The organism is Paraburkholderia sp. TE9906 (assembly GCF_056279605.1).
In genome coordinates, this window is record NZ_JBWCCT010000012.1 from 67,291 (window position 1) to 88,825 (window position 21,535).

A 21,535-nucleotide genomic window follows, 5' to 3' on the forward strand; every position below is an offset into this window, starting at 1 on the left:
TCGCCCGGTCTTGAAACAGGCGCAAGCGTCATGGATAAATTCATCGTACACACCGGCGTCGTGGCGCCGCTCGATCGCGAGAACGTCGACACGGACGCGATCATTCCGAAGCAATTCCTGAAGTCGATCAAGCGCACGGGTTTCGGTCCGAACGCATTCGACGAATGGCGTTACCTCGACCACGGCGAGCCGGGGCAGGACAACTCGAAGCGTCCGCTGAACCCGGATTTCGTGCTGAATCAGCCGCGTTATCAAGGCGCTTCGGTGCTGCTGGCACGCAAGAACTTCGGCTGCGGCAGCTCGCGTGAGCACGCGCCGTGGGCGCTACAGCAGTACGGCTTTCGCGCGCTGATCGCGCCGAGCTTCGCCGACATTTTCTACAACAACTGTTTCAAGAACGGCCTGCTGCCGATCGTGCTGACCGAACAGCAAGTCGATCACCTGTTCAACGAAACGTACGCGTTCAACGGCTTCCAGCTGACCGTCGACCTCGAAGCGCAAGTCGTGCGCACGTCGGACGGCGGCGCGGAGTATCCGTTCGACGTCGCAGGCTTCCGCAAATACTGCCTGTTGAACGGTTTCGACGACATCGGCCTCACGCTGCGTCACGCGGACAAGATTCGCCAGTTCGAAGCGGAGCGCATCGCGAAGCAGCCGTGGCTGAACCACCGCATCGTCGGTTAATGCATGAGGCGCGCGAGGGGCTTCGGCCCGCGCGCTGAATCACGCTCAACAGTCTCGAAGAAAATCATCAAGGAATTCGCATGAAGATCGCAGTGTTGCCGGGCGACGGCATCGGTCCCGAAATCGTCAAGGAGGCCGTCAAGGTCCTGAACGTGCTCGGCGAAAAGTTCGAACTCGAAGAAGCACCGGTTGGCGGCGCGGGCTACGAAGCGAAGGGTCACCCGCTGCCCGATGCGACGCTGGCGTTGGCGAAGGAAGCCGACGCGATCCTGTTCGGCGCCGTCGGCGACTGGAAGTATGACAAGCTTGAACGCGCGCTGCGCCCGGAGCAGGCGATTCTCGGCCTGCGCAAGCACCTGCAGCTGTTCGCGAACTTCCGTCCGGCGATCTGCTATCCGCAACTGACCGGCGCGTCGTCGTTGAAGGAAGAGATCGTGTCGGGTCTCGACATCCTGATCGTGCGCGAACTGAACGGCGACATCTACTTCGGTGCGCCGCGCGGCGTGCGTGAAGCGCCGGACGGTCTGTTCGCCGGCGCGAAGGAAGGCTTCGACACGATGCGTTATTCGGAACCGGAAGTGCGCCGCATTGCGCACGTCGCGTTCCAGGCGGCGCAAAAGCGCGGCAAGAAGCTGACTTCGGTCGATAAAGCCAACGTGCTCGAAACGTCGCAGTTCTGGAAGGACGTGATGATCGACGTGTCGAAGGAATACGCTGACGTCGAACTGTCGCACATGTACGTCGACAACGCCGCGATGCAACTGGTGAAGGCGCCGAAGTCGTTCGACGTGATCGTCACCGGCAACATGTTCGGCGACATCCTCTCCGACGAAGCCGCCATGCTGACAGGTTCGATCGGCATGCTGCCGTCGGCGTCGCTCGACAAGAACAACAAGGGCTTGTACGAGCCGTCGCACGGCTCCGCGCCGGATATCGCCGGCAAGGGCGTGGCTAATCCGTTGGCGACCATCCTGTCGGCGGCGATGATGCTGCGCTATTCGCTGAACAGGGCGGAGCAGGCGGATCGTATCGAAAACGCGGTGAAGAAGGTGCTCGAGCAGGGCTATCGCACCGGCGACATCCTCACGCCTGGTTGCAAGCAGGTCGGCACGGTCGCGATGGGCGACGCGGTCGTTGCAGCGCTGTAAAGCGCATCGGGCCCAGGCAGTCATCAGGTCGTCAAACGGCCTTTAAAACGCGAATCGGCCTTGAAACAGGCCGATTCGCGTGCAACACAACGCGGGCGACAGCGGCGAATGACGTCGCCAGATTCCGGTTTTCGTGTATATTGTAACGATGGCGCAGATTTCCCAAATCTCCTCGATTTCCAAACTGCACGGCACAGCGGCCCGTGTGGTTGAGTTCGCCATTACCATTAAAACGATTACCCCGAAAACGATCACGAAACGCTGATCGTCCGTCGTGCCCGCTCATCTTCCCCGCGCGGTCACTGCGGGCAAAGATGCGGGGAAGTTTCCATTCGAAGGGTATGAAGTCATGAACGTAGGTCTCGTAGGTTGGCGCGGCATGGTCGGCAGCGTCCTGATGCAACGTATGCAACAGGAAGGCGATTTCGACTTGATCGAACCGGTGTTTTTCAGCACCAGCAACGCGGGCGGCAACGCGCCGTCGTTCGCCAAAAACGAGACCAAGCTCAAAGATGCGACAAGCATCGAAGACCTGAAGAAGTGCGAAGCGGTCATCTCCTGCCAAGGCGGTGATTACACGAACGAAGTGTTCCCGAAGCTGCGCGCGGCGGGCTGGAACGGTTACTGGATCGACGCGGCTTCGTCGCTGCGCATGAAGGACGACGCGGTCATCATTCTCGATCCGGTCAACCTCGACGTGATCAAGAACGCACTGGTCAAGGGCCAGAAGAATTTCATCGGCGGCAACTGCACGGTCAGCCTGATGCTGATGGCGCTGGGCGGGCTGTTCCGCGAAAACCTCGTCGACTGGATGACGGCCATGACGTATCAGGCCGCATCCGGCGCGGGCGCGCAAAACATGCGCGAACTGCTGCAGCAAATGGGCACGCTGTACGGCGCGGCCAAGGAAGACCTGGCTGATCCGTCGTCGGCGATTCTCGACATCGACCGTCGCGTGCTGAGCGCGATGAACAGCGACCGCATGCCGACCGACAACTTCGGCGTGCCGCTCGCCGGCTCGCTGATTCCGTGGATCGACAAGGACCTCGGCAACGGTATGTCGAAGGAAGAGTGGAAGGGCGGCGCCGAAACCAACAAGATTCTCGGCAAGCCGGCCATGGGCACCCCGGGCTCGATCCCGGTCGACGGTTTGTGCGTGCGGATCGGCGCAATGCGCTGCCACTCGCAGGCGCTGACCATCAAGCTGAACAAGGACGTGCCGCTGGACGAAGTGAACAGCATCCTCGCGTCGGGCAACGACTGGGTCAAGGTCGTGCCGAACGAGCGCGAAGCGTCGATGCGCGATCTGTCCCCGGCGGTGGTGACGGGCACGCTGACGGTGCCGGTCGGCCGGGTACGCAAGCTCGCGATGGGCGGGGAATATCTGTCGGCCTTCACGGTCGGCGATCAGCTGCTGTGGGGTGCGGCCGAACCGCTGCGTCGCATGCTTCGCATTGTGCTCGACAAGTAAAGTAAACTACGCGGTCACGACGCGTAGAAAACTCAAGAAGCGTCGCGCTTGCGCGGCGCTTTTTTCATTGTGTGCTCCGATTATCTTGTCTCCTTCCAACCGCAAAAAAGGGCTGCGCGCTGACGCGCCAGGAGTCCCGATGAACCTTCGATTCTCGTCCATTCGGGCTATGTTCACTCATCAGGATAAGGACCGTTTGACACGGCGTCCGGCGGCCGCGGCTGCTCTGGCCTTTGCGCTGGCCGGCGCGGGCGTGGGCAGCGCAGTTGCCGCGCCAGGCGATGCCGCGAGCGCGCCGGACGCCGCGTCCGTTTCGTATGCGGCCGGCAGTCAATACACGGTGCGGCCAGGGCAGTCGTTGAACGACGTGGCCATCGCCGTCACGCAGTCGCACGACCGGGCAACGCTCGTGCGCGCATCGCGCGCGTTGTTCGACGCGAACCCGAGCGCGTTCATGGCACATGACCCGAGCCGGATGCGCGTGGGGGCGGTGTTGATCGTGCCGGCGCTGGACGCGTCCGGGGCTTTGGCGGCGTCGTCGGTGGGGGTTCAAGGGGCCGCGGGTGCGTCGGCGCCGAATGCGGCGGCGGTTGGGGCGGCGAGTGGTGCCGCGCAGGTCGATGTGGCGGCAGCAAGTGCGGCGAGTGCGGCAAATGCCGCGGCGCATGCTCCGGCGCCAGCTGCCCCTGCGGTGACGGGTACGGCGAGTGCAGTGGCACAGGCAAGCTCCCCCGCGCCGGCCAGCGCGGCTGTGAGCGGCGCTGCTACGTCGGCGCCGGCTGCGGGTTCGCAGATGGCTGCGGCGCCGGCCAGCGACGTGCATGAGTGGTCCGGATCGATCCAGCCGCCAGCGAGTGCGCCAGCCGAAAGCGTCCCGACGCCGGCTGCCGGCATGGCTCCGGCGCCTGGTGCTGCGCAATCGGCATCGCAACCCCGTGCGCAGGTTTCCAGCCTGCAGCAATTGCTCGCGCTGAAAAACCGCGTGCTGATGGAGTTGCAGAAGCACGGTATCGGCGGTGCGCCGGTCGCTACCAGCGGCACGGCGGCAGCGGGCGCTGCAAGGCCAGCGGCCGGGGCGGCGCCGGCCACATCGGCGGCATCTGATCATGGCGCTGCGGCGGTTCCCCTCGCGCCGAACAATGGCGGGGTGTCGCAGCAGGAGTTGAGCATCGCGGCGGCGGTTGGCGCAGCATTGGTTGTGCTGCTGGCGGCGTTGCGCATGCGTCGGCGTAAGCGTGAAGGCGTGGCGTCGGCCGACAGCGAAGTGGCAGCGTCGACGCGAGCAGGCGACCCACAGGATAGCGTTGCGGATCGCGGGCAGGCGCCTGTGCGCGAAGCGTCAGGCGCGGATGATGATGCCGCTGCGCAGCAGGCTGCGGCATTGGCGATAACTGAACGGGCAGCGGCGGAACAGGCAGCGGCGGAACGAACGGCAGCAGAACTAGCGGCAGCAGAACAGGCAGCAGCGGACAAGGCGGCAGGTGAACGTACGGCGACAGAACGCGCCGAATCAGAACGCGCAGCGGCAGAACAAGCGGCTGCAGAACGCGTAGCTGCAGAGCGCGCAGCAGCAGAACAACAAGCAGCAGAACAACAAGCAGCGGCCGACCGAGCCGAAGCAGAACACAAGCCCCTCATTCACGAATCCCATACAGAAACCCCAGTACAAGACTCCACCCCGCCCCAACCCTTCGGGCAAGAACAAACTGCATCGCCCACATCCTTCGATCTGTCACACCCTCCCACGGATGCCTTTGCACGCGCCGAGAGCGACTTGACAGCCGAACCTCTGCCGCCCGCCGCGGCGCAGGAAAGCCCGGCCAATGCAACCACCGCGGCAAGCCTCGCAGCCGCCGCGGCACTCGGCGCCGAAGCCCTGCCGCTGACATCATTGGAACCGATCGACGACGAAGCGTTGCCTGTAGAGAACGCCGCACACGGCCTGCAATTGAATGACGAGCCGGCTGCCCACATGCCGGCCACACCGCAAGAACCGGCCACTGAGCCGCAGAATCATCTGAACGTCCCATCACCTGTGATCGATTTCGCGCAACAACACATCGAGCCCCGCACGACTTCGCCGCTCGGCCAGCCTAACCCAGACGTGTCGGGGGATGCATTCCCCGAGACAGCGGCGCGCGCTCCCCAGCCTGGGTCCGCCGCGTCGACCGAGTTCCCGCGCGAGGCTGTGGACGCGTTTAGCAGTCTCGACATGCCGCTACCGCCGCGCATCGAATCACCTGCCGACAGCGTACAGAGCCCCGCGTCGCTGACCACGCAACCGGTCGCGGCGCCCGAAACGACCGCGCAGCAAGCTCTTGCCTCTCACGAACCGGACGACGCCCCGCATATCGCCGACGAAATCGCCGCAGGCACGGCAGGCCACGCGGCCGTCGCAGGCCTCGGCGCGGCCGGCTTCGGTGCGCTGAAACTCGACTTCGATCTCGAACTGCCGCCGAGTCCGGCGCAGCCGTTGCAGGCATTCACGCAGGCCGATCTCGTCCGCATTGCTCGCAACAAGCTGGACCTGGCCTCCGAGTACATCGAACTCGGCGATCTGTCCGGCGCGCGTTCGCTCATCAACGAAGTGATCGAAGCGAACGATCCGGCTACGCGCACCGAGGCCCGCGCGCTGCTCTCGACGCTGGCGCCGTTGTCGTGAAGCGAATTGCATTAGGCGTCCAGTACGACGGCGCGGCATTCGGCGGATGGCAGTCACAATCGCACGGCAATACGGTGCAAGACGAACTCGAACGGGCATTGCGCGAATTCGCGCAGACGCCCGTGCATACCGTCGTGGCGGGCCGCACGGATGCGGGGGTGCATGGCCTCGGGCAAGTCGTGCATTTCGACACCGATCTCGACCGTCTGGATATTTCGTGGGTGCGCGGCCCTAATTCGTTCCTGCCGAAGACAATCGGCGTGCAGTGGGCCCAGCAGATGCCCGACGAGTTCCACGCGCGCTTTTCGGCGTTCGAGCGGACCTATTACTACGTCCTCTACGTGAGCCCGGTGCGTTCGCCGATGCTGGCAAAGAGAGCCGGCTGGGTGCATGTGCCGCTCGACGTCGACGCAATGCGGTCCGGTGCCGCCCATCTGATCGGCGAACACGACTTTTCGGCGTTCCGCTCGTCGCAATGCCAATCGAAAACGCCGATCAAGCATCTATATCGGATCGACGTTCAACAGCACGGTAACTTCGTTCATTTCCGTTTCCGCGCGAATGCGTTCCTGCACCACATGGTGCGCAACCTGATGGGCTGCCTGATCGAAATCGGCCGCGGGCGTCGCGCGCCCGAATGGATGATCGACGTGCTCGCGAGCCGCAGACGCGATTGCGCCGCGCCGACTTTCATGCCGGACGGCTTGTATCTGGCGCAAGTGGGCTATCCTGAGCAATTCGCCGTGCCCGCGCCGCAAACGGGTAGCGTGCCGTGGAGTACCGTATGGACCGAGCAACCGGAAACATGAAAGTCAGCGAAAATCTGCCGAACCCCGCCGACGCCAATGCAGGCGCCGCCGCACAACAACACAGCGTGCCGCATCGCACGCGTATCAAACTGTGTGGGCTGTCGAAGCCGGAGGACGTCGCCCAGGCGATCGACCTCGGCGCCGACGCGATCGGCCTAGTGTTCTATCCGCCGAGCCCGCGCTCGGTCAGCGTCGCACAGGCGGTCGAACTGGTGCACGATGTGCCGCCGTTCGTGTCGGTGGTCGGCCTGTTCGTCAACGCGACGCCGGATTGGGTTCGCGAAGTGGTGAGCAACGTCGGACTCACGCTGCTGCAGTTTCACGGCGACGAGACCGCGGAGCAGTGCGAAGCGCTCGCCAGCGTTGCGGGTTTGCCTTGGTTGCGCGCGTTGCGCGTTGGGGCGGATACTCAGCCGGCCGATTTGGTAAAATCGGCTCTCAATTATTCAGCAGCCAGTGGTCTTCTGTTCGACACCCATGTCGAGGGCTACGGCGGCGGCGGGAAGGTTTTCGATTGGTCACTTATTCCAGCAGAGCTCGCGCGTCGGGCCGTTTTGAGTGGTGGGTTGAACGCGCAAAACGTCAGTGATGCGATCCATCGCGTGCGCCCCTACGCGGTCGATGTCTCGAGCGGCATCGAGGTTGTGGGCGCCAAGGGCGTGAAAGATCACGCCCGGATGGCGGCATTCGTACGCGCGGTGCGCGCAGCGGATGCCGAATGATTCAGGCCGGCGGTTTTCTTATCCGAGAGCCGCACGCCACACTGAGAAGAGTGATCACCATGTATAACTTGCCTGACGAAAGAGGCCATTTCGGCCAATTTGGCGGTGTGTTCGTCGCCGAAACGCTGGTTCACGCCCTCGACGAGCTGCGTGAAGCGTACGAGAAATTCCAGAAAGATCCTGACTTCGTCGCCGAATACGAGCGCGAACTGAAGCATTTCGTCGGCCGTCCGTCGCCGATTTATCACGCTCAGCGCTGGAGCGAACTGCTCGGCGGCGCGCAGGTTTTCCTCAAGCGTGAGGATCTGAACCACACCGGCGCGCACAAGATCAACAACGTGATCGGTCAGGCGTTGCTGGCCAAGCGCATGGGCAAACCGCGCGTGATTGCGGAAACGGGCGCCGGCCAGCACGGCGTGGCCACCGCAACCATCGCGGCGCGCTTCGGCATGGAGTGCGTCGTCTACATGGGCGCCGAAGATGTGCGCCGTCAGGCGGCCAACGTCTATCGCATGAAGCTGCTCGGCGCGACCGTCGTGCCGGTCGAATCGGGCTCGCGCACGCTGAAAGACGCGCTGAACGAGGCCATGCGCGATTGGGTGACGAACGTCGAAAGCACGTTCTATATCATCGGCACCGTCGCTGGGCCGCATCCCTATCCGATGATGGTGCGCGACTTCCAGCGCGTGATCGGCGATGAATGCAAGGTGCAGATGCCCGAGCTGACCGGTCGGCAGCCGGATGCCGTGATTGCATGCGTTGGCGGCGGTTCGAACGCGATGGGTATCTTTTATCCGTATATCGAAGATACTTCGGTGCAGTTGATCGGTGTCGAAGCGGCGGGCGACGGTCTCGAAACCGGCCGTCACGCGGCCTCGCTGATCGGGGGTAGCCCAGGCGTGCTGCACGGCAACCGCACGTACCTGCTTCAGGACGAAAACGGCCAGATCATCGAGACGCATTCGGTGTCGGCGGGCCTCGACTATCCGGGCGTCGGCCCCGAGCATGCGTGGCTAAAGGACAGCAATCGCGCGCAATATGTCGGCATCACCGACGAAGAAGCGCTCAAGGCGTTCCACGATTGCTGTCGCATCGAAGGCATTATTCCGGCGCTGGAATCCAGTCACGCGCTGGCGTACGCCACCAAACTCGCGCCGACGCTGCCGAAGGACAAGATCCTTCTGGTCAACCTGTCGGGTCGCGGCGACAAGGACATGCATACGGTCGCCGAGCGATCGGGCATTCAGTTCTGAGCGCCGCGACGATGCGCGACGAGTTCGACGAGCCGCAGCCGGCGATTGAAACAGTGGATCCGGCCGCCGAAGTAGCGGCGGCCGCGGCACCTGAGCCGTTACTGGCGCAGGTGCCCGCCGGCATTCAGCTCTTGAATCGCGATTTTCTGACCGATGTGGCGAACATTCCTGACGCGTCGATCGACCTGATCGTCTGCGATCCGCCTTACGGGCTGGGCAAGGATTACGGCAACGACTCCGACATGCGCACAGGTGAGGAATTTCTCGCCTGGACGCGTGGCTGGCTCGAGTTGGCTATTCCGAAGCTCAAGCCCTCGGGTTCGCTGTATATATTCTGCACATGGCAGTATTCGCCGGAAATCTTCAGCTTTCTGAAGACAAAACTCACAATGATCAACGAAATCATCTGGGACCGGCGCGTACCGAGCATGGGCGGTACCGTGCGCAGGTTTACCTCGGTGCACGACAACATCGGCTTTTTCGCGGTATCGAAGGATTATTTCTTCGACCTCGATCCCGTCCGCATCCCGTACGATGCAGTCACGAAGAAGGCGCGTTCGCGCAAGTTGTTCGAGGGCAGCAAGTGGTTGGAGCTTGGCTATAATCCAAAGGATGTCTGGTCGGTATCGCGGCTGCATCGGCAACACGCCGAACGCGTCGCTCACCCGACCCAGAAACCCCTGGAAATTGTCGAGCGAATGGTGCTGGCCAGTTGTCCGAAGGGCGGCCGCGTGCTCGACCCGTTCATGGGCAGCGGCACCACCGCAGTCGCTTGCGCCCGTCAGCAGCGCGAATTCGTCGGCTATGAGATCAATGAAAGTTACTGCGCGATAGCGCGCGAGCGCGTGAGCGCCGCCGCTTCGCCACCCGTGCCTCGTCGGGCCAAGGCCAAAGCCAGAACGCAACGGCAGACCGAAGTGCAATGAGCCGCGTGCAATGAGCGCGCAGTAGCCCAATCCGAGAATATTTCCATGTCCCGTATCAAGAACACGTTTGCCGCGCTGTCCGCCCAAGGTAAGAAAGGCCTGATTCCGTTCATGACGGCCGGCGACCCGGACCCGAAGCGCACCGTCGAATTCATGCACGCGCTCGCCGCAGGCGGCGCCGATGTGATCGAACTCGGCGTACCGTTTTCCGACCCGATGGCTGACGGCCCGGTGATCCAGCAATCGTCCGAACGCGCATTGGCGCAAGGCGTGTCGCTGCGCCATGTGCTTGCCGACGTCAAGCGCTTCCGCGAAACCGACGACAAGACGCCGGTGGTGCTGATGGGCTACGCCAACCCGATCGAGCGGATGGGCACGCAAGCCTTCGCCAAGGCCGCCAAGGAAGCCGGCGTCGACGGTGTGCTGGTTGTCGACTATCCACCGGAAGAGTGCGCCAACTTTGCTGAACAGATGCGATCCGCGGGCATTGATCCGATCTTCCTGCTCGCGCCCACCTCGACGGACGAGCGCATCGCTGAGGTCGGCAAGATTGCGAGCGGCTACGTCTACTATGTGTCGCTGAAAGGGGTGACCGGAGCGGCAAATCTGGACGTTTCCAGCATCGCGAGTAAAATCCCGGCCATCAAGTCGCGCGTACCCCTGCCGGTGGGCGTCGGTTTCGGTATCCGCGACGCGCAAACCGCGCGTTCGGTGGCCGAGGTGTCCGACGCCGTCGTGATCGGCAGCCGTATCGTTCAATTGCTCGAACAGGCAGCACCCGACACCGCTGCCGAAACGCTCACGCGTTTCATCGCTGAAGTGCGCGAGGCGCTCGATAGCGTCGCGACTGCCCGATAACAGTTATTTTTGTCGCTGTAGTGTGAACGGCGGGTTCGTCCCGCCGTTTGCGCGACCGCTGACCCAGAAGGATTCAATATGAGCTGGCTCGATAAGCTGCTGCCGCCGAAAATCAAGCAAACCGACCCGAAGAACCGCAAGGGGATTCCGGAAGGCCTGTGGATCAAGTGCCCGTCGTGCGAAGCCGTGCTGTACCGCAACGACGTCGAGGCCAATCTGCACGTCTGCCCGAAGTGTGACCATCACATGCGCATTGGCGCGCGTGAGCGGCTCGACGGCCTGCTCGATCCGGAAGGCCGCTACGAAATCGGCCAGGAAATCGTCCCGGTCGACGCGCTGAAGTTCAAGGACAGCCGCAAGTATCCGGACCGCCTGAAAGAGGCGATGGACGATACCGACGAAACCGACGCAATGGTCGTCATGGGCGGCGCGATCCATACGCTGCCGGTAGTGGTCGCCTGCTTCGAGTTTTCGTTCATGGGCGGCTCGATGGGTTCGGTAGTCGGCGAGCGCTTTGCGCGCGGCGCGCAGAACGCGCTCGAACAGAAAGTGCCGTTCATCTGCTTCACCGCTTCGGGCGGCGCGCGGATGCAGGAAAGCCTGTTGTCCCTGATGCAGATGGCCAAGACCACGGCCATGCTGACCAAGCTTGCCGAAGCCAAGCTGCCGTTCATCTCCGTGCTGACCGACCCGACGATGGGCGGCGTGTCGGCGAGTTTCGCGTTTCTCGGCGACGTCGTGATTGCCGAGCCGAAGGCGCTGATCGGCTTTGCCGGCCCGCGCGTGATCGAGCAAACCGTGCGTGAGAAGCTGCCGGAAGGCTTCCAGCGCGCCGAGTTCCTGCTCACGAAGGGCGCGGTCGACATGATCGTCGATCGTCGCAAGCTGCGTGAAGAGATCGCGCAACTGCTGGCGCTGTTGAGCCACCAGCCGGCGGACGCGGTCGCATAAGCAAAGGGCGCACGAAGCTGAACGGTCGACTGCCCGCGCTACCGTGCAGCACCCACCGTGCGCGGCGAACAAAGCAGTCAAGAAAATGGCGCGCCGCGTGAGTCATCAAGCGGCGCGCTGTCATTTCCGGGATAATCACGATCTCGCAAAGCGGTGGCGGCTGTGGCTGTCCTACCCGATTTTCCGCACATAATGCGCCCGGCACGCTACGCCTTCGACAGCCGCAGCTGCAACGCCCGCGCCATCCGTACACTGCCTAACCGATTCACTCGCGATTCACTCGATGACCACATTCCCCACCCTCGACGCGTGGCTCACGCACCTTGAATCCGCGCATCCGGTCGGCATCGACATGGGTTTGGGCCGCATCTCCCAGGTACGCGACGCGATGCAGTTGTCGTTTGACTGTCCGGTCATCACGGTCGGCGGCACGAACGGCAAGGGGTCGACGTGCGCGATCCTCGAATCCATTCTGTTGCGCGCCGGTTTCACGGTTGGGTGCCACACGTCGCCGCACCTGCTGTCGTTCAACGAGCGGGCGAGGGTGAACGGCGCAATGGCCAGCGACGCGGACCTGCTGCCGCATTTCGAAACAGTCGAAGCCGCACGTCTGAGCCTCGCCGAGCCGGTCTCGCTGACCTACTTCGAGTTCACGACGCTGGCGATCATGAGCCTGTTCGCTTCGCGCGGGCTGGACGTGGTGATTTTCGAAGTCGGCCTGGGCGGCCGCCTCGACGCGGTCAACATCCTCGATACGGACTGCGCGATTATCACGAGCATCGATATCGATCACACGGATTATCTCGGCGACACGCGCGAGAAGATCGCGCTCGAAAAAGCCGGGATTTTCCGCTCAGGCAAGCCGGCGATCTGCGCGGATCCGGTGCCGCCGCAATCGCTGATCGATCACGCTGAGAAGATCGGCGCCGAACTGTGGCTCTTCGGCCGCGATTTCCGCTATGAAGGTCAGGCGGGCAGCGAGCGCCAGCAATGGAGCTATGTCGGCCCGAGCATGCGGCGTTCGGCGCTTGCCTATCCGGCGCTGCGCGGTGCGAACCAGCTGATCAACACGTCGGCGGCGCTGGCTGCGCTCGAAGCGCTGCGCGACCGTCTGCCGGTGTCGGCACAGGATATTCGGCTCGGTCTTGCCAACGTGGAACTGCCGGGGCGTTTCCAGGTGCTGCCCGGTAAACCGGCCATCGTGCTGGACGTCGGGCACAATCCGCATGCAGCCGCCGTGCTGGCGCAAAACCTCGGCAACATGGGCTTTTTTCCATACACCTACGCGGTATTCGGCGCGATGCGCGACAAGGACATTGCCGGCGTCCTGAGTCACCTGAAAGGCGAGGTCGACCATTGGTGCGTGACCGATCTGCCGACCCCGCGGGCGGCGTCGGCGGAAGACCTCGAAACGGCCTTGCGCGAGCAGGGTGTGGGCGAGGGCGCCGATAGCAGCGTGACGCGCTACGCGTCACCTGCCGAGGCTTTCCAAGACGCGCTAAAACGAGCGTCAGAGAATGATAGAATCGTGGTTTTCGGCAGCTTCTATACGGTAGCCGGCGTCATGGCTTACCGTAAATCGCAGCAACACTGAACGGGCGCCAGGCTCGAACCAAGCGATTCATGGGAATTTTCTCGTTCGGCAAGAAAGACGACGCGCCCACCCGGCGCGGCGCAAACACCAGTTCCACCCGGGCTGCCCGTGGCGAGCGTGTGGAGCGGCGAACCCGCCGCACGGAGCGCACCGTCGACGCCGACGCGATGCTGCTCGACCCTACGCTGCCGGAAAAGCAGCGGGCGCGGCGCCGGCTGGTCGGCGCGATCGCGCTGGTCGTGGCGGCGGTGATCATCCTGCCCATGGTGCTGGACTCGCATCCCAAGCCCGTCACCGACGACATTTCCATCGACATTCCGAACCGTCCCGCGCCGAGGGTGGCTCACAAGAGCCCCGAAGACACGCAGGCCGGCGTAGCACCGGACAACCCGACGCCTGCTGAGCCGGCGCTCGCCGCTTCCAGCCTCGCGCCGGCGGCAACCGCCAAGACGGATCAGCCCGGCTCGACAAAGCCGAGCGCCAACGCAACCACTAACGCCAACGCCACGCCCGCGGCAAAACCGCAGGCGCCCGCACCGGCTGTCGCCGCGAATACCGCCCCGGCTGCGCCCTCGGCGCCGGCCAAGCCGGCGGTCCGCACGCCGGCTCCGCGCGCCGCAGCGCCGAGCGACGACGAGATCAACAACGCCGCCGCCAGTGCGGACGCGAATTCGGGCACGCCGGCATCGCCGCCTGGCAGCCGTTTCGCGGTTCAACTCGGCGCGTTCGCGAACGATGCCAACGCGCGTAACTGGGTAACCAAGTTGAAAGCGGCTGGCGTGCCCGCATATACCGAACATCGCAAGCAGGCAGATGGCACGACGCTGACGCTGCTGCGCGCCGGCCCATTCGCCGATCGGGCGGCGGCATCCGCCGCGATTGCGAAGGTTCGGGAGGTCGGCCTGACGTCGGGCGCGAACAACGGCGCAGCGCAGTAAGCGAGCGATGTTCACTGCCTTCGACTACGCTGTAATGGCGGTGATCGGTTTGTCGGCGTTGCGCGGCACGTGGCGGGGTTTTTTGTCGGAGATATTCGGGCTGATCGGCTGGATCGCGGCATTCTTCATTGCCTGCGAGTTTGTCGGTTACGTCGTGCCGTATATTCCGTCTCACTGGCCCGGCGGCGCATTGACCCAGTGGCTGCTGGCGTTCGCGCTGGTGGTGATCGGCGTGGTGCTGGTGACGAGCGTGGTCAGCGCGCTGCTGAGCCGCATCGTGCAGGCCACGGGCCTGGGCGGGGTGGACCGCTCGCTCGGTTTGATGTTTGGCCTCGTACGCGGGGTCATTCTGGTGCTGGTTCTGGTCGCCCTTGCCGGCTTGACCGAACTGCCCGAACAGGAATTCTGGCGCAACGCCCTGCTTCGGCCCTATGCGGTCGAGGGCGTGCACGTAATGAAACCGCTGCTTCCCGAGACGCTTGCTGCCTACGTCCGTGTTTGACGATCAGGCAAGCGGTTAGAGGAACCAGCAGGACTCCGGCGCAAACCGGCTGCCTTAGCGTAACAGCGCGTACTGTCCGCAAAACATCGCGTACGCCCCGAAGGAAGTCCCCTTGGGGGCTCGGTAACGCAGGCACCGGTCGCCACGACGAATTTCGTACCTTTGAAGGACATGCCATGTGCGGCATCGTAGGCGTAGTTTCCCACTCTCCGGTCAATCAGCTGATCTATGACAGCCTGCTGCTCCTGCAGCATCGCGGTCAGGACGCCGCCGGCATCGCGACAGCGAACGGCAGCAACTTCCACATGCACAAGGCCAACGGCATGGTGCGCGACGTGTTCCGCACGCGCAACATGCGCAGCCTGCCCGGCACGACTGGCATCGGTCAGGTCCGTTACCCGACCGCCGGTTCGGCGTCGAGCGAAGAAGAAGCCCAGCCGTTCTACGTGAACGCGCCGTTCGGCATCATCCTCGCGCACAACGGCAACCTGACCAACTGGCAGCAACTGAAAGATGAGATGTTCCGCATCGATCGGCGCCATATCAACACCAATTCCGACACGGAAGTCATGCTCAACGTGCTCGCGCACGAACTGCAGCTGGCTAGCTCCGGCCTGCAACTCGATCCGGCCGCGCTGTTCAACGCCGTGTCGGGCGTGCATCGCCGGGTGCGGGGTTCGTACGCGATCGTCTCGCTGATCGCCGGTTACGGCCTTTTGGGCTTCCGCGACCCGTTCGGCATCCGTCCGCTGTGCCTCGGCAAGCTGGAAACGCCGGAAGGCGTCGAGTGGATGCTGGCGTCGGAATCGGTGGCGATCGAAGGCATCGGCTTCGAGTTCGTGCGCGACGTGGCGCCGGGCGAGGCGATCTTCATCGACATCGACGGCAAGCTGCACTCGCAGCAATGCGCGAAGGCGCCGAGCCTGAATCCCTGCATTTTCGAACTCGTATATCTCGCGCGTCCGGATTCGGTGCTCGACGGCGTGCCGGTCTACAACGTGCGTCTGCGCATGGGCGACTACCTCGCCGAGAAGATCAAGCGCGAACTGCCGGACGTCGCGATCGACGTCGTGATGCCGATTCCCGATTCGTCCCGTCCGGCCGCGATGCAGGTTGCGAAGAAGCTGGGCGTCGAGTACCGCGAAGGCTTCTTCAAGAACCGTTATGTCGGCCGTACCTTCATCATGCCGGGCCAGGCAGTGCGCAAGAAGTCGGTGCGCCAGAAGCTGAACGCGATGGGCATCGAGTTCAAGGGCAAGAACGTGCTGATCGTCGACGACTCGATCGTGCGCGGCACCACCTCGCACGAAATCGTGCAGATGGCGCGCGATGCGGGCGCGAACAAGGTGATCTTCGCGTCGGCGGCGCCGCCGGTGAAATTCCCGAACGTCTACGGCATCGACATGCCGACGCGCGGCGAACTCGTCGCCCACGGCCGCACGGACGACGAAGTCGCGCGCATGATCGGCGCAGACCACCTCGTGTATCAGGACGTCGAAGCGCTGAAGCAGGCGGTGCGCGACATCAACCCGGCGCTGCGTGAGTTCGAAGCGTCGTGCTTCGACGGCAACTACGTGACCGGCGACGTGACGACCGAGTATCTCGACCGCATCGAAACCGCGCGTCTCGCACCGTCCTCGCAATCGGATCGCGACGCCGCGAGCGAAGCGATCGACGGCGGCACTCCGGCGCGTTCGCAACTGCATCTGCAACTGTCGGTAGGTTGAGCGCGGTTTGCTCGACCGGCTCCCGTAGCGCGGCGTGCTGCACGCCACGCTACGCGCGTGTTAGCATGGCGGCTTGCGTCGATTTGATCTCAGCTTGCGGACGCGGGGCAACCCGAAACAGCTAAAGCGACAGGTGGAAAAGCCGCACACATCCGCCTCCGCTCCAGCTTTCCCCGCACATGAAGCCCGCTTATGCCGACGCAAAGCGGGCTTTTTTGTTGCTGCCGTTTGGCGTCGCGCGTGGCTTCACAGGCGAGACGCGTCGAACGCAGCCATCGAACATTGGAACCAGAACCAACATCATGGACGACTCCCTGAACTTCGATACGCTGGCAGTCCGCTCGGGCACGGTGCGCAGCGACTTCAACGAGCATTCGGAAGCCATCTTCCTGACCTCGAGCTTCGTGTTCGCGAGTGCCGCGGACGCCGCCGAGCGCTTCAAGAACTCCGAAGACAACTATACCTACTCGCGTTTCACGAACCCGACCGTGTCGATGTTCCAGGACCGCCTCGCCGCGCTCGAAGGCGGTGAAGCGTGTATGGCAACGGCGTCGGGGATGGCCGCGATCATGTCCGTGGTGATGTCCGCGTTGCAGGCCGGTGACCACCTGGTGAGCTCGCAGGCGCTGTTCGGTTCGACGCTCGGCATGTTCTCGCAGATCTTCAGCAAGTTCGGCATTACGACCACCTTTGTCGATCCGACCGATCTCGACGCGTGGAAAAACGCCGTGCGCCCCGAGACGAAGATGTTCTTCCTCGAAACGCCGTCGAACCCGCTGACCGAAGTCTCCGATATCGAAGCGATCAGCAAGATCGCGAAAGCAGCGAACGCGCTGTTCGTGGTCGACAACTGTTTCTGCAGCCCGGCCTTGCAACAGCCGCTGAAGCTCGGCGCGGACGTCGTGATGCACTCGGCCACCAAGTTCCTCGACGGTCAGGGCCGGGTGTTGGGCGGCGCGCTGGTCGGCTCGAAGAAATTCATCATGGAAAAGGTATTTCCGTTCGTGCGCAGCGCAGGGCCGACGCTCTCCGCGTTCAACGCATGGGTGCTGCTCAAGGGCATGGAGACGCTGTCGCTGCGGGTTGAAAAGCAATCGGCGAACGCGCTTGAAATCGCGCGCTGGCTGGAGACGCATCCGGCTGTGAATCGCGTTTTCTATCCGGGGCTCGAATCGCATCCGCAGCATGCGCTCGCGATGCGTCAGCAGAAGTCGGGCGGCGCGATCCTGTCGTTCGAACTGAAGGGCGATACGCCCGAGCAGATGCGCGAGAACGCCTGGCGCGTGATCGACAGCACGAAGATCTGCTCGATCACCGGCAACCTCGGCGATACGCGTACGACCATCACGCATCCGGCCACCACCACGCATGGTCGCGTGACGCCGGAAGCGCGTGCGGCGGCGGGCATCAGCGAAGGTTTGATCCGTCTTGCCGTGGGTCTGGAAAATGCCTCGGATATTCGCGGCGATCTGGAGCGGGGTCTGGCGGGTTGAGTTGCGCCTGACGCAAGAGCGCCGGTTGCAGCGGCGCTCGGGCCGCACTATCAGGCGGCTCGCGCAATGAAACTCAGTGGCGCAGCGCGCGCCACTGACCGGGCGCCAGCCCGAAGCGTCGCGTAAATGCGTGCGTGTACGCGCTTTGGTCACTGAAGCCGATGTCCAACGCGATATCGGTCAACGAAAGACGCGGGTCCGCAAGGAGCGTGATCGACGTGTCGAGCCGCAGCCGTTGCAAATAGCGATGCGGCGTTTCGCCGAACGCGTCGATAAAAAGCTGGTGAAAACGCCGCATGCCGAAACCGCAATGCGCGGCGAGATCGGCGATCCGCAATGGCTCCGACAAATGTGCGCGCAGCCAGCGGTCGATTCGCGCGAAGTCGAGACCGGCGCCGATTGCCTGCGCGCCGGCCGTCGTGCCGGTGTCGGCCACCAACGCAGCGCCGAGGCGCGCGGCTGCATCCCAATGGAAACGCCGGCTGTCCAGATCGTCGCCTTGCGCGCCGCCGGTCGCGTGCGCCGCGATCCGGTGCACGAGCTGCGTGAGCGTCGCGTCGATGCTTACGGCGCGTGCGCGGTCGAACAAACGTTCCGGCACGGCGAGCGAGCTAGCCGGCAAATCCAGCACCAACTGCCGGTTTTCGCCGACCCCGGCGTAATCGTGCCGCGCACCGGCCGGAATCAGCCATGCGGAGCCGGCGTCGATTTGCTGCGCGACGCCGTCGACCGCCATCACCATTGCGCCGTCGAGTCCGAGCACGACCTGATGAAAGTCGTGCACGTCCGACGCTTCGATCGCGCCGTAGCGGCGCAGCGAAACGCTAGGAACGGTGGCGGCGGCGTGACTCATGGCGCTGACCGGTCGACGATGCGCAATGGCAAAAAGCAGCGAACCGCTTAAACGCCGAGCAGTTCGACTTCGAACACGAGCGTCGCATTCGGCGGAATCACGCCGCCCGCGCCGCGCACGCCGTAGCCGAGTTGCGGCGGGATGGTCAGCTTGCGCGTGCCGCCGACCTTCATGCCTTGCACGCCTTCGTCCCAACCCTTGATGACCATGCCGCCGCCCAGCACGAAAGCGAACGGGTCGTTGCGGTCCTTGCTCGAGTCGAACTTCTGGCCGTCGGTCAGCCAGCCGGTGTAGTGCACGCTGACGGTCTTGCCTGCCACCGCTTCGGCGCCGGTGCCTTCAACGATGTCTTCGTACTTCAGGCCGGATTCGGTAGTCACAGTCGACATGTGTCGCTCCTTAGTCAAAAACGTAAAAACCGACATTGTAGGCGTGTTGACGCCGCATCGCGCGGGAATGCCGCGTGGCACGCGGATTGCGTCGTACCTGGCCGTCCGGCCAGGCTGGTCGAGCCGGACAGCTTGCCTATAATGGGGCTTCTTTCTATCACCCAGCACTGCCTGAGAGGGCTCGATCGTGACAACGTCTTCAACCGGGACTGCCGGGGGTGCACAGCCGGCTTCTTCAGGCTTCGCCGTATCCGAACGCACCGCGCGTCTGCGCGCCGAAACCGCGCTGTTCATGCGCGATCACGTGCTGTCGCTGGTGTCGCACGATCTGCGTGGTCCGTTGAATGCCATTCATAGCTGGGCGTACGTGCTGGAGCGCAAGCTCGATGCGAATGACCCCAACGCGCAGCGCGCCGTCGCGGGCATTCGCAGCGGCGTGGATCAGCAGGTGAAGCTGCTTGAGACGATCGTCGATGCGACGCGCGCCGAAACCAGATCGCTGGCGCTCGCCTATGCGCCGTTTCCGCTGCATCCGCTGCTCGACGAAACCGTCGACGAAGTCCGCACGAACCTCGCGCGTACGCGCGGCGTGGAAATCACGCTCGACTCGCAACTTTCCACCGAGCAACTGAACGGCGACCGCGAGCGTCTTGCCGCCGCATTGTGGGTGATGCTCACGTTCGCCGTCGAAGCGAGCGCGGAAGGCGCCGCTGTCACGCTGAGCACGCGCGCCGAGCCGGGCGCGTGGCACACCACGATCAGCTACGATGCGAACGAAGCCGCGTTGAACGACGCCGCGTCGCCCCACGTGCTGGAAGCATTTGCCCGCAAGCAGGCCGGCGAGCCGCGTGAGGCGAAGCGGATCGCATGGGTATTCGCGCTCTGCAAGCGCGTCGCGGAAGCGCACGGCGGCAGTTTCGAGCAAAGTGACGTAAGCGACGGCGAAGCCGCCACGCTCGCGCTGCGTGTACCGCTGAGCGCGACGGCGCCGAAGTGAGCGCGCGGCTCCGGCTTCTTGCATCCGATTAACTTCTCATCGAGCTTGCGCCCTCTATACTGACAACTTTTGTTGCCGGAGCCCCTTGCTTTGATTCAGGTCGTCGCCCTTATCGGTGCGTTGTTTCTCGTTGCCCTCAACGGCTTTTTCGTCGCCGCTGAGTTCGGTCTGGTCAAACTGCGGCAGACGCGCGTGCAAAGTCTCGCGACCCGGCACGGCCTGCGCGGACGCCTGCTCGCCAAAGTGCATGGGCGGCTCGATGCCTATCTTTCCGCCTGTCAGCTCGGCATTACGCTCGCGTCGCTCGGGCTCGGCTGGATCGGCGAGCCCGCATTCGCGGAATTGATCTCGCCGCTTCTGCATCTCGTCGGCGTCGAATCGGAGCAGATGGTCCACGGCATTTCGCTGTTCTTCGCGTTTTCGTGCATTTCGTTTCTGCATATCGTGGTCGGCGAACTCGCGCCGAAGTCGCTGGCCATTCGCGAGGCGGAGAAGGTGTCGCTGTGGGCCGCGATGCCGCTGTACGGCTTTTACTGGGCGATGTATCCGGCGATCTGGGTGCTCAACTCGAGCGCCAACGCGGTGCTGCGGCTCGCAGGTCTCGACGCCGACCACGGCCACGATTCCCACTACTCCACCGACGAACTCAAGCTGATCCTGCGCGGTCGCCGCGCCAACGTCGCGACCGGACTCGGGTCGCCGGAGGACGCCTACAGCCAGGACGAGTGGAACACCATCGCGCATTCGCTCGACTTCTCGCGCATGACCGTGTCGGACCTGATGCGGCCGGCTTATGAAATGGTCGGCTTGCGGCGTGATCTGCCGATCCGCGAAAACATGCAGGTGGTGGCGCGGCATCGCTTCAGCCGCTATCCGCTGTTCGAAGACGCGTCAGGCGAGCGCGTGGCCGGCATGATCCATTTGAAGGATCTGCTGCTCGCGCGTCAGGCAGGCAGCACGCTCGACGATCTCTCCCGCTACATGCGGCCGGTGCAATACGTGAAACCGGATATGCCGGCGCTCGAACTGTTTCGCCGCTTCCGCAAGGGCGCGCCGCATCTGGCGCTGGTCGGTCACAAGAACGCGAAGCCGATCGGCTTCCTGACGCTCGACAATCTGCTGGGCGCACTGGTGGGGCAGATTCACGACGAATTCCGTCAGGGCGACGCCGATTGGACCCGCATGGACGACGGCACGCTGATGGGCAAGGGCAGCTTGCCGGTGGTGTCGCTGGAGCGCGCGTTGGGGATCGATATCGACGAGGGCAAGGCCGAGTCGGTGGGCGGTCTCGTGATCCAGGCGCTGAACGATCTGCCTACCGAAGGTCAGCGCGTGGAGTTCGACCGCTTCGACGTGGTGGTGAAGAAGATGAAAGGGCCGCGCATCGTGCTCGTGCGCGTCTATCCAAAGAGCTTCGACGACGAGGGCGGTTGAGCGGCTGCTCAGCTTCGGCAGTGGTGACGCACCCGCTTTGCTTCAGGTGACGAAGCCCACGGCGTCATCCGGATTCGAAAAAAGGCCGTTGAAGCACGCGTACTCCAACGGCCTTTTTTTCGCA

The 21,535-nt window shown here is 63.7% G+C and carries 19 protein-coding genes; 17 read left to right on the top strand and 2 right to left on the bottom strand.

The genetic code is table 11. The features are described from left to right. The first annotated feature begins 30 nt into the window (after nt 1-30). From leuD to ACZ9H4_RS27635, 15 genes are all read left to right on the top strand, one after another. Nucleotides 31-684: a 3-isopropylmalate dehydratase small subunit gene (gene leuD, locus ACZ9H4_RS27565; protein WP_408150402.1), complete on the top strand. Its 654-nt coding sequence runs from the start codon at nt 31-33 to the stop codon at nt 682-684. An 80-nt stretch (nt 685-764) separates the two neighbouring features. Continuing rightward, the gene (leuB, locus tag ACZ9H4_RS27570) at nt 765-1,832 is read left to right on the top strand and encodes a 3-isopropylmalate dehydrogenase (RefSeq protein WP_476121850.1); all 1,068 of its coding nucleotides are present in this window, start codon (nt 765-767) and stop codon (nt 1,830-1,832) included. 349 nt (nt 1,833-2,181) lie between these two features. Further along, nucleotides 2,182-3,303 carry an aspartate-semialdehyde dehydrogenase gene (gene asd / locus ACZ9H4_RS27575; RefSeq protein WP_476121852.1) on the top strand — a complete coding sequence of 374 codons (1,122 nt, stop codon included), beginning with the start codon at nt 2,182-2,184 and terminating at the stop codon, nt 3,301-3,303. Nucleotides 3,304-3,442: 139 nt separating this feature from the next. Then, nucleotides 3,443-5,965, top strand: coding sequence for a motility hub landmark protein FimV (locus ACZ9H4_RS27580; protein ID WP_476121854.1), 2,523 nt, complete (start codon nt 3,443-3,445; stop codon nt 5,963-5,965). Next, nucleotides 5,962-6,774 carry a tRNA pseudouridine(38-40) synthase TruA gene (gene truA, locus ACZ9H4_RS27585; RefSeq protein WP_408328907.1) on the top strand — a complete coding sequence of 271 codons (813 nt, stop codon included), beginning with the start codon at nt 5,962-5,964 and terminating at the stop codon, nt 6,772-6,774. The genes ACZ9H4_RS27580 and truA overlap by 4 nt, the downstream gene beginning before the upstream one ends. Further along, the gene (locus ACZ9H4_RS27590; RefSeq protein ID WP_476121856.1) at nt 6,771-7,496 is read left to right on the top strand and encodes a phosphoribosylanthranilate isomerase; all 726 of its coding nucleotides are present in this window, start codon (nt 6,771-6,773) and stop codon (nt 7,494-7,496) included. Before truA ends, ACZ9H4_RS27590 begins: the two co-directional genes overlap by 4 nt. Nucleotides 7,497-7,555: 59 nt before the next feature. After that, entirely contained in the window at nt 7,556-8,749 is a 1,194-nt protein-coding gene (trpB, locus tag ACZ9H4_RS27595) for a tryptophan synthase subunit beta (RefSeq protein ID WP_408150391.1), read from the top strand. An 11-nt stretch (nt 8,750-8,760) separates the two neighbouring features. Next, entirely contained in the window at nt 8,761-9,675 is a 915-nt protein-coding gene (locus tag ACZ9H4_RS27600; RefSeq protein WP_476121858.1) for a DNA-methyltransferase, read from the top strand. A 45-nt stretch (nt 9,676-9,720) separates the two neighbouring features. Next, nucleotides 9,721-10,533: a tryptophan synthase subunit alpha gene (gene trpA / locus ACZ9H4_RS27605; RefSeq protein ID WP_476121860.1), complete on the top strand. Its 813-nt coding sequence runs from the start codon at nt 9,721-9,723 to the stop codon at nt 10,531-10,533. 78 nt (nt 10,534-10,611) lie between these two features. After that, entirely contained in the window at nt 10,612-11,484 is an 873-nt protein-coding gene (accD, locus tag ACZ9H4_RS27610; protein ID WP_042328998.1) for an acetyl-CoA carboxylase, carboxyltransferase subunit beta, read from the top strand. Nucleotides 11,485-11,767: 283 nt separating this feature from the next. Beyond that, nucleotides 11,768-13,078: a bifunctional tetrahydrofolate synthase/dihydrofolate synthase gene (gene folC / locus ACZ9H4_RS27615; RefSeq protein WP_408150384.1), complete on the top strand. Its 1,311-nt coding sequence runs from the start codon at nt 11,768-11,770 to the stop codon at nt 13,076-13,078. Nucleotides 13,079-13,107: 29 nt separating this feature from the next. Continuing rightward, nucleotides 13,108-14,016 carry an SPOR domain-containing protein gene (locus ACZ9H4_RS27620; protein ID WP_408150383.1) on the top strand — a complete coding sequence of 303 codons (909 nt, stop codon included), beginning with the start codon at nt 13,108-13,110 and terminating at the stop codon, nt 14,014-14,016. Nucleotides 14,017-14,023: 7 nt separating this feature from the next. Further along, entirely contained in the window at nt 14,024-14,518 is a 495-nt protein-coding gene (locus ACZ9H4_RS27625; RefSeq protein ID WP_121320202.1) for a CvpA family protein, read from the top strand. A gap of 176 nt (nt 14,519-14,694) precedes the next feature. Then, nucleotides 14,695-16,245, top strand: a complete 1,551-nt coding sequence (gene purF, locus ACZ9H4_RS27630) for an amidophosphoribosyltransferase (RefSeq protein WP_408150382.1) — start codon at nt 14,695-14,697, stop codon at nt 16,243-16,245. Nucleotides 16,246-16,547: 302 nt separating this feature from the next. After that, on the top strand, nt 16,548-17,738 hold the full coding sequence (locus ACZ9H4_RS27635) for an O-succinylhomoserine sulfhydrylase (RefSeq protein ID WP_408150381.1): 1,191 nt from the start codon (nt 16,548-16,550) through the stop codon (nt 17,736-17,738). 73 nt (nt 17,739-17,811) lie between these two features. On the opposite strand, the gene ACZ9H4_RS27640 is transcribed toward ACZ9H4_RS27635, so the two are convergent. Beyond that, complete coding sequence (locus ACZ9H4_RS27640; RefSeq protein WP_476121864.1) at nt 17,812-18,591, bottom strand: helix-turn-helix domain-containing protein; 780 nt, start codon at nt 18,589-18,591, stop codon at nt 17,812-17,814. Nucleotides 18,592-18,638: 47 nt separating this feature from the next. Then, entirely contained in the window at nt 18,639-18,980 is a 342-nt protein-coding gene (locus ACZ9H4_RS27645) for an FKBP-type peptidyl-prolyl cis-trans isomerase (protein WP_027803023.1), read from the bottom strand. A 187-nt stretch (nt 18,981-19,167) separates the two neighbouring features. Between ACZ9H4_RS27645 and ACZ9H4_RS27650 the strand changes: the two genes are divergently transcribed. Together ACZ9H4_RS27650 and ACZ9H4_RS27655 are read left to right on the top strand one after the other, a co-directional pair. Then, nucleotides 19,168-19,977: a sensor histidine kinase gene (locus tag ACZ9H4_RS27650; RefSeq protein ID WP_408150377.1), complete on the top strand. Its 810-nt coding sequence runs from the start codon at nt 19,168-19,170 to the stop codon at nt 19,975-19,977. A gap of 90 nt (nt 19,978-20,067) precedes the next feature. Then, the gene (locus ACZ9H4_RS27655; protein ID WP_408150375.1) at nt 20,068-21,411 is read left to right on the top strand and encodes a hemolysin family protein; all 1,344 of its coding nucleotides are present in this window, start codon (nt 20,068-20,070) and stop codon (nt 21,409-21,411) included. Nucleotides 21,412-21,535 lie beyond the last annotated feature (124 nt).

What these genes read in the sequence shown, in the direction of transcription:
- ACZ9H4_RS27625 (WP_121320202.1), top strand. Translation starts at nt 14,024, where the DNA reads ATGTTCACTGCCTTCGACTACGCTGTAATGGCGGTGATCGGTTTGTCG.
- leuD (WP_408150402.1), top strand. Translation starts at nt 31, where the DNA reads ATGGATAAATTCATCGTACACACCGGCGTCGTGGCGCCGCTCGATCGC.
- ACZ9H4_RS27640 (WP_476121864.1), bottom strand. Translation starts at nt 18,591, where the DNA reads ATGAGTCACGCCGCCGCCACCGTTCCTAGCGTTTCGCTGCGCCGCTAC.
- trpA (WP_476121860.1), top strand. Translation starts at nt 9,721, where the DNA reads ATGTCCCGTATCAAGAACACGTTTGCCGCGCTGTCCGCCCAAGGTAAG.
- ACZ9H4_RS27635 (WP_408150381.1), top strand. Translation starts at nt 16,548, where the DNA reads ATGGACGACTCCCTGAACTTCGATACGCTGGCAGTCCGCTCGGGCACG.
- purF (WP_408150382.1), top strand. Translation starts at nt 14,695, where the DNA reads ATGTGCGGCATCGTAGGCGTAGTTTCCCACTCTCCGGTCAATCAGCTG.
- ACZ9H4_RS27580 (WP_476121854.1), top strand. Translation starts at nt 3,443, where the DNA reads ATGAACCTTCGATTCTCGTCCATTCGGGCTATGTTCACTCATCAGGAT.
- trpB (WP_408150391.1), top strand. Translation starts at nt 7,556, where the DNA reads ATGTATAACTTGCCTGACGAAAGAGGCCATTTCGGCCAATTTGGCGGT.
- asd (WP_476121852.1), top strand. Translation starts at nt 2,182, where the DNA reads ATGAACGTAGGTCTCGTAGGTTGGCGCGGCATGGTCGGCAGCGTCCTG.
- ACZ9H4_RS27645 (WP_027803023.1), bottom strand. Translation starts at nt 18,980, where the DNA reads ATGTCGACTGTGACTACCGAATCCGGCCTGAAGTACGAAGACATCGTT.
- ACZ9H4_RS27620 (WP_408150383.1), top strand. Translation starts at nt 13,108, where the DNA reads ATGGGAATTTTCTCGTTCGGCAAGAAAGACGACGCGCCCACCCGGCGC.
- ACZ9H4_RS27600 (WP_476121858.1), top strand. Translation starts at nt 8,761, where the DNA reads ATGCGCGACGAGTTCGACGAGCCGCAGCCGGCGATTGAAACAGTGGAT.
- leuB (WP_476121850.1), top strand. Translation starts at nt 765, where the DNA reads ATGAAGATCGCAGTGTTGCCGGGCGACGGCATCGGTCCCGAAATCGTC.
- ACZ9H4_RS27590 (WP_476121856.1), top strand. Translation starts at nt 6,771, where the DNA reads ATGAAAGTCAGCGAAAATCTGCCGAACCCCGCCGACGCCAATGCAGGC.
- accD (WP_042328998.1), top strand. Translation starts at nt 10,612, where the DNA reads ATGAGCTGGCTCGATAAGCTGCTGCCGCCGAAAATCAAGCAAACCGAC.
- folC (WP_408150384.1), top strand. Translation starts at nt 11,768, where the DNA reads ATGACCACATTCCCCACCCTCGACGCGTGGCTCACGCACCTTGAATCC.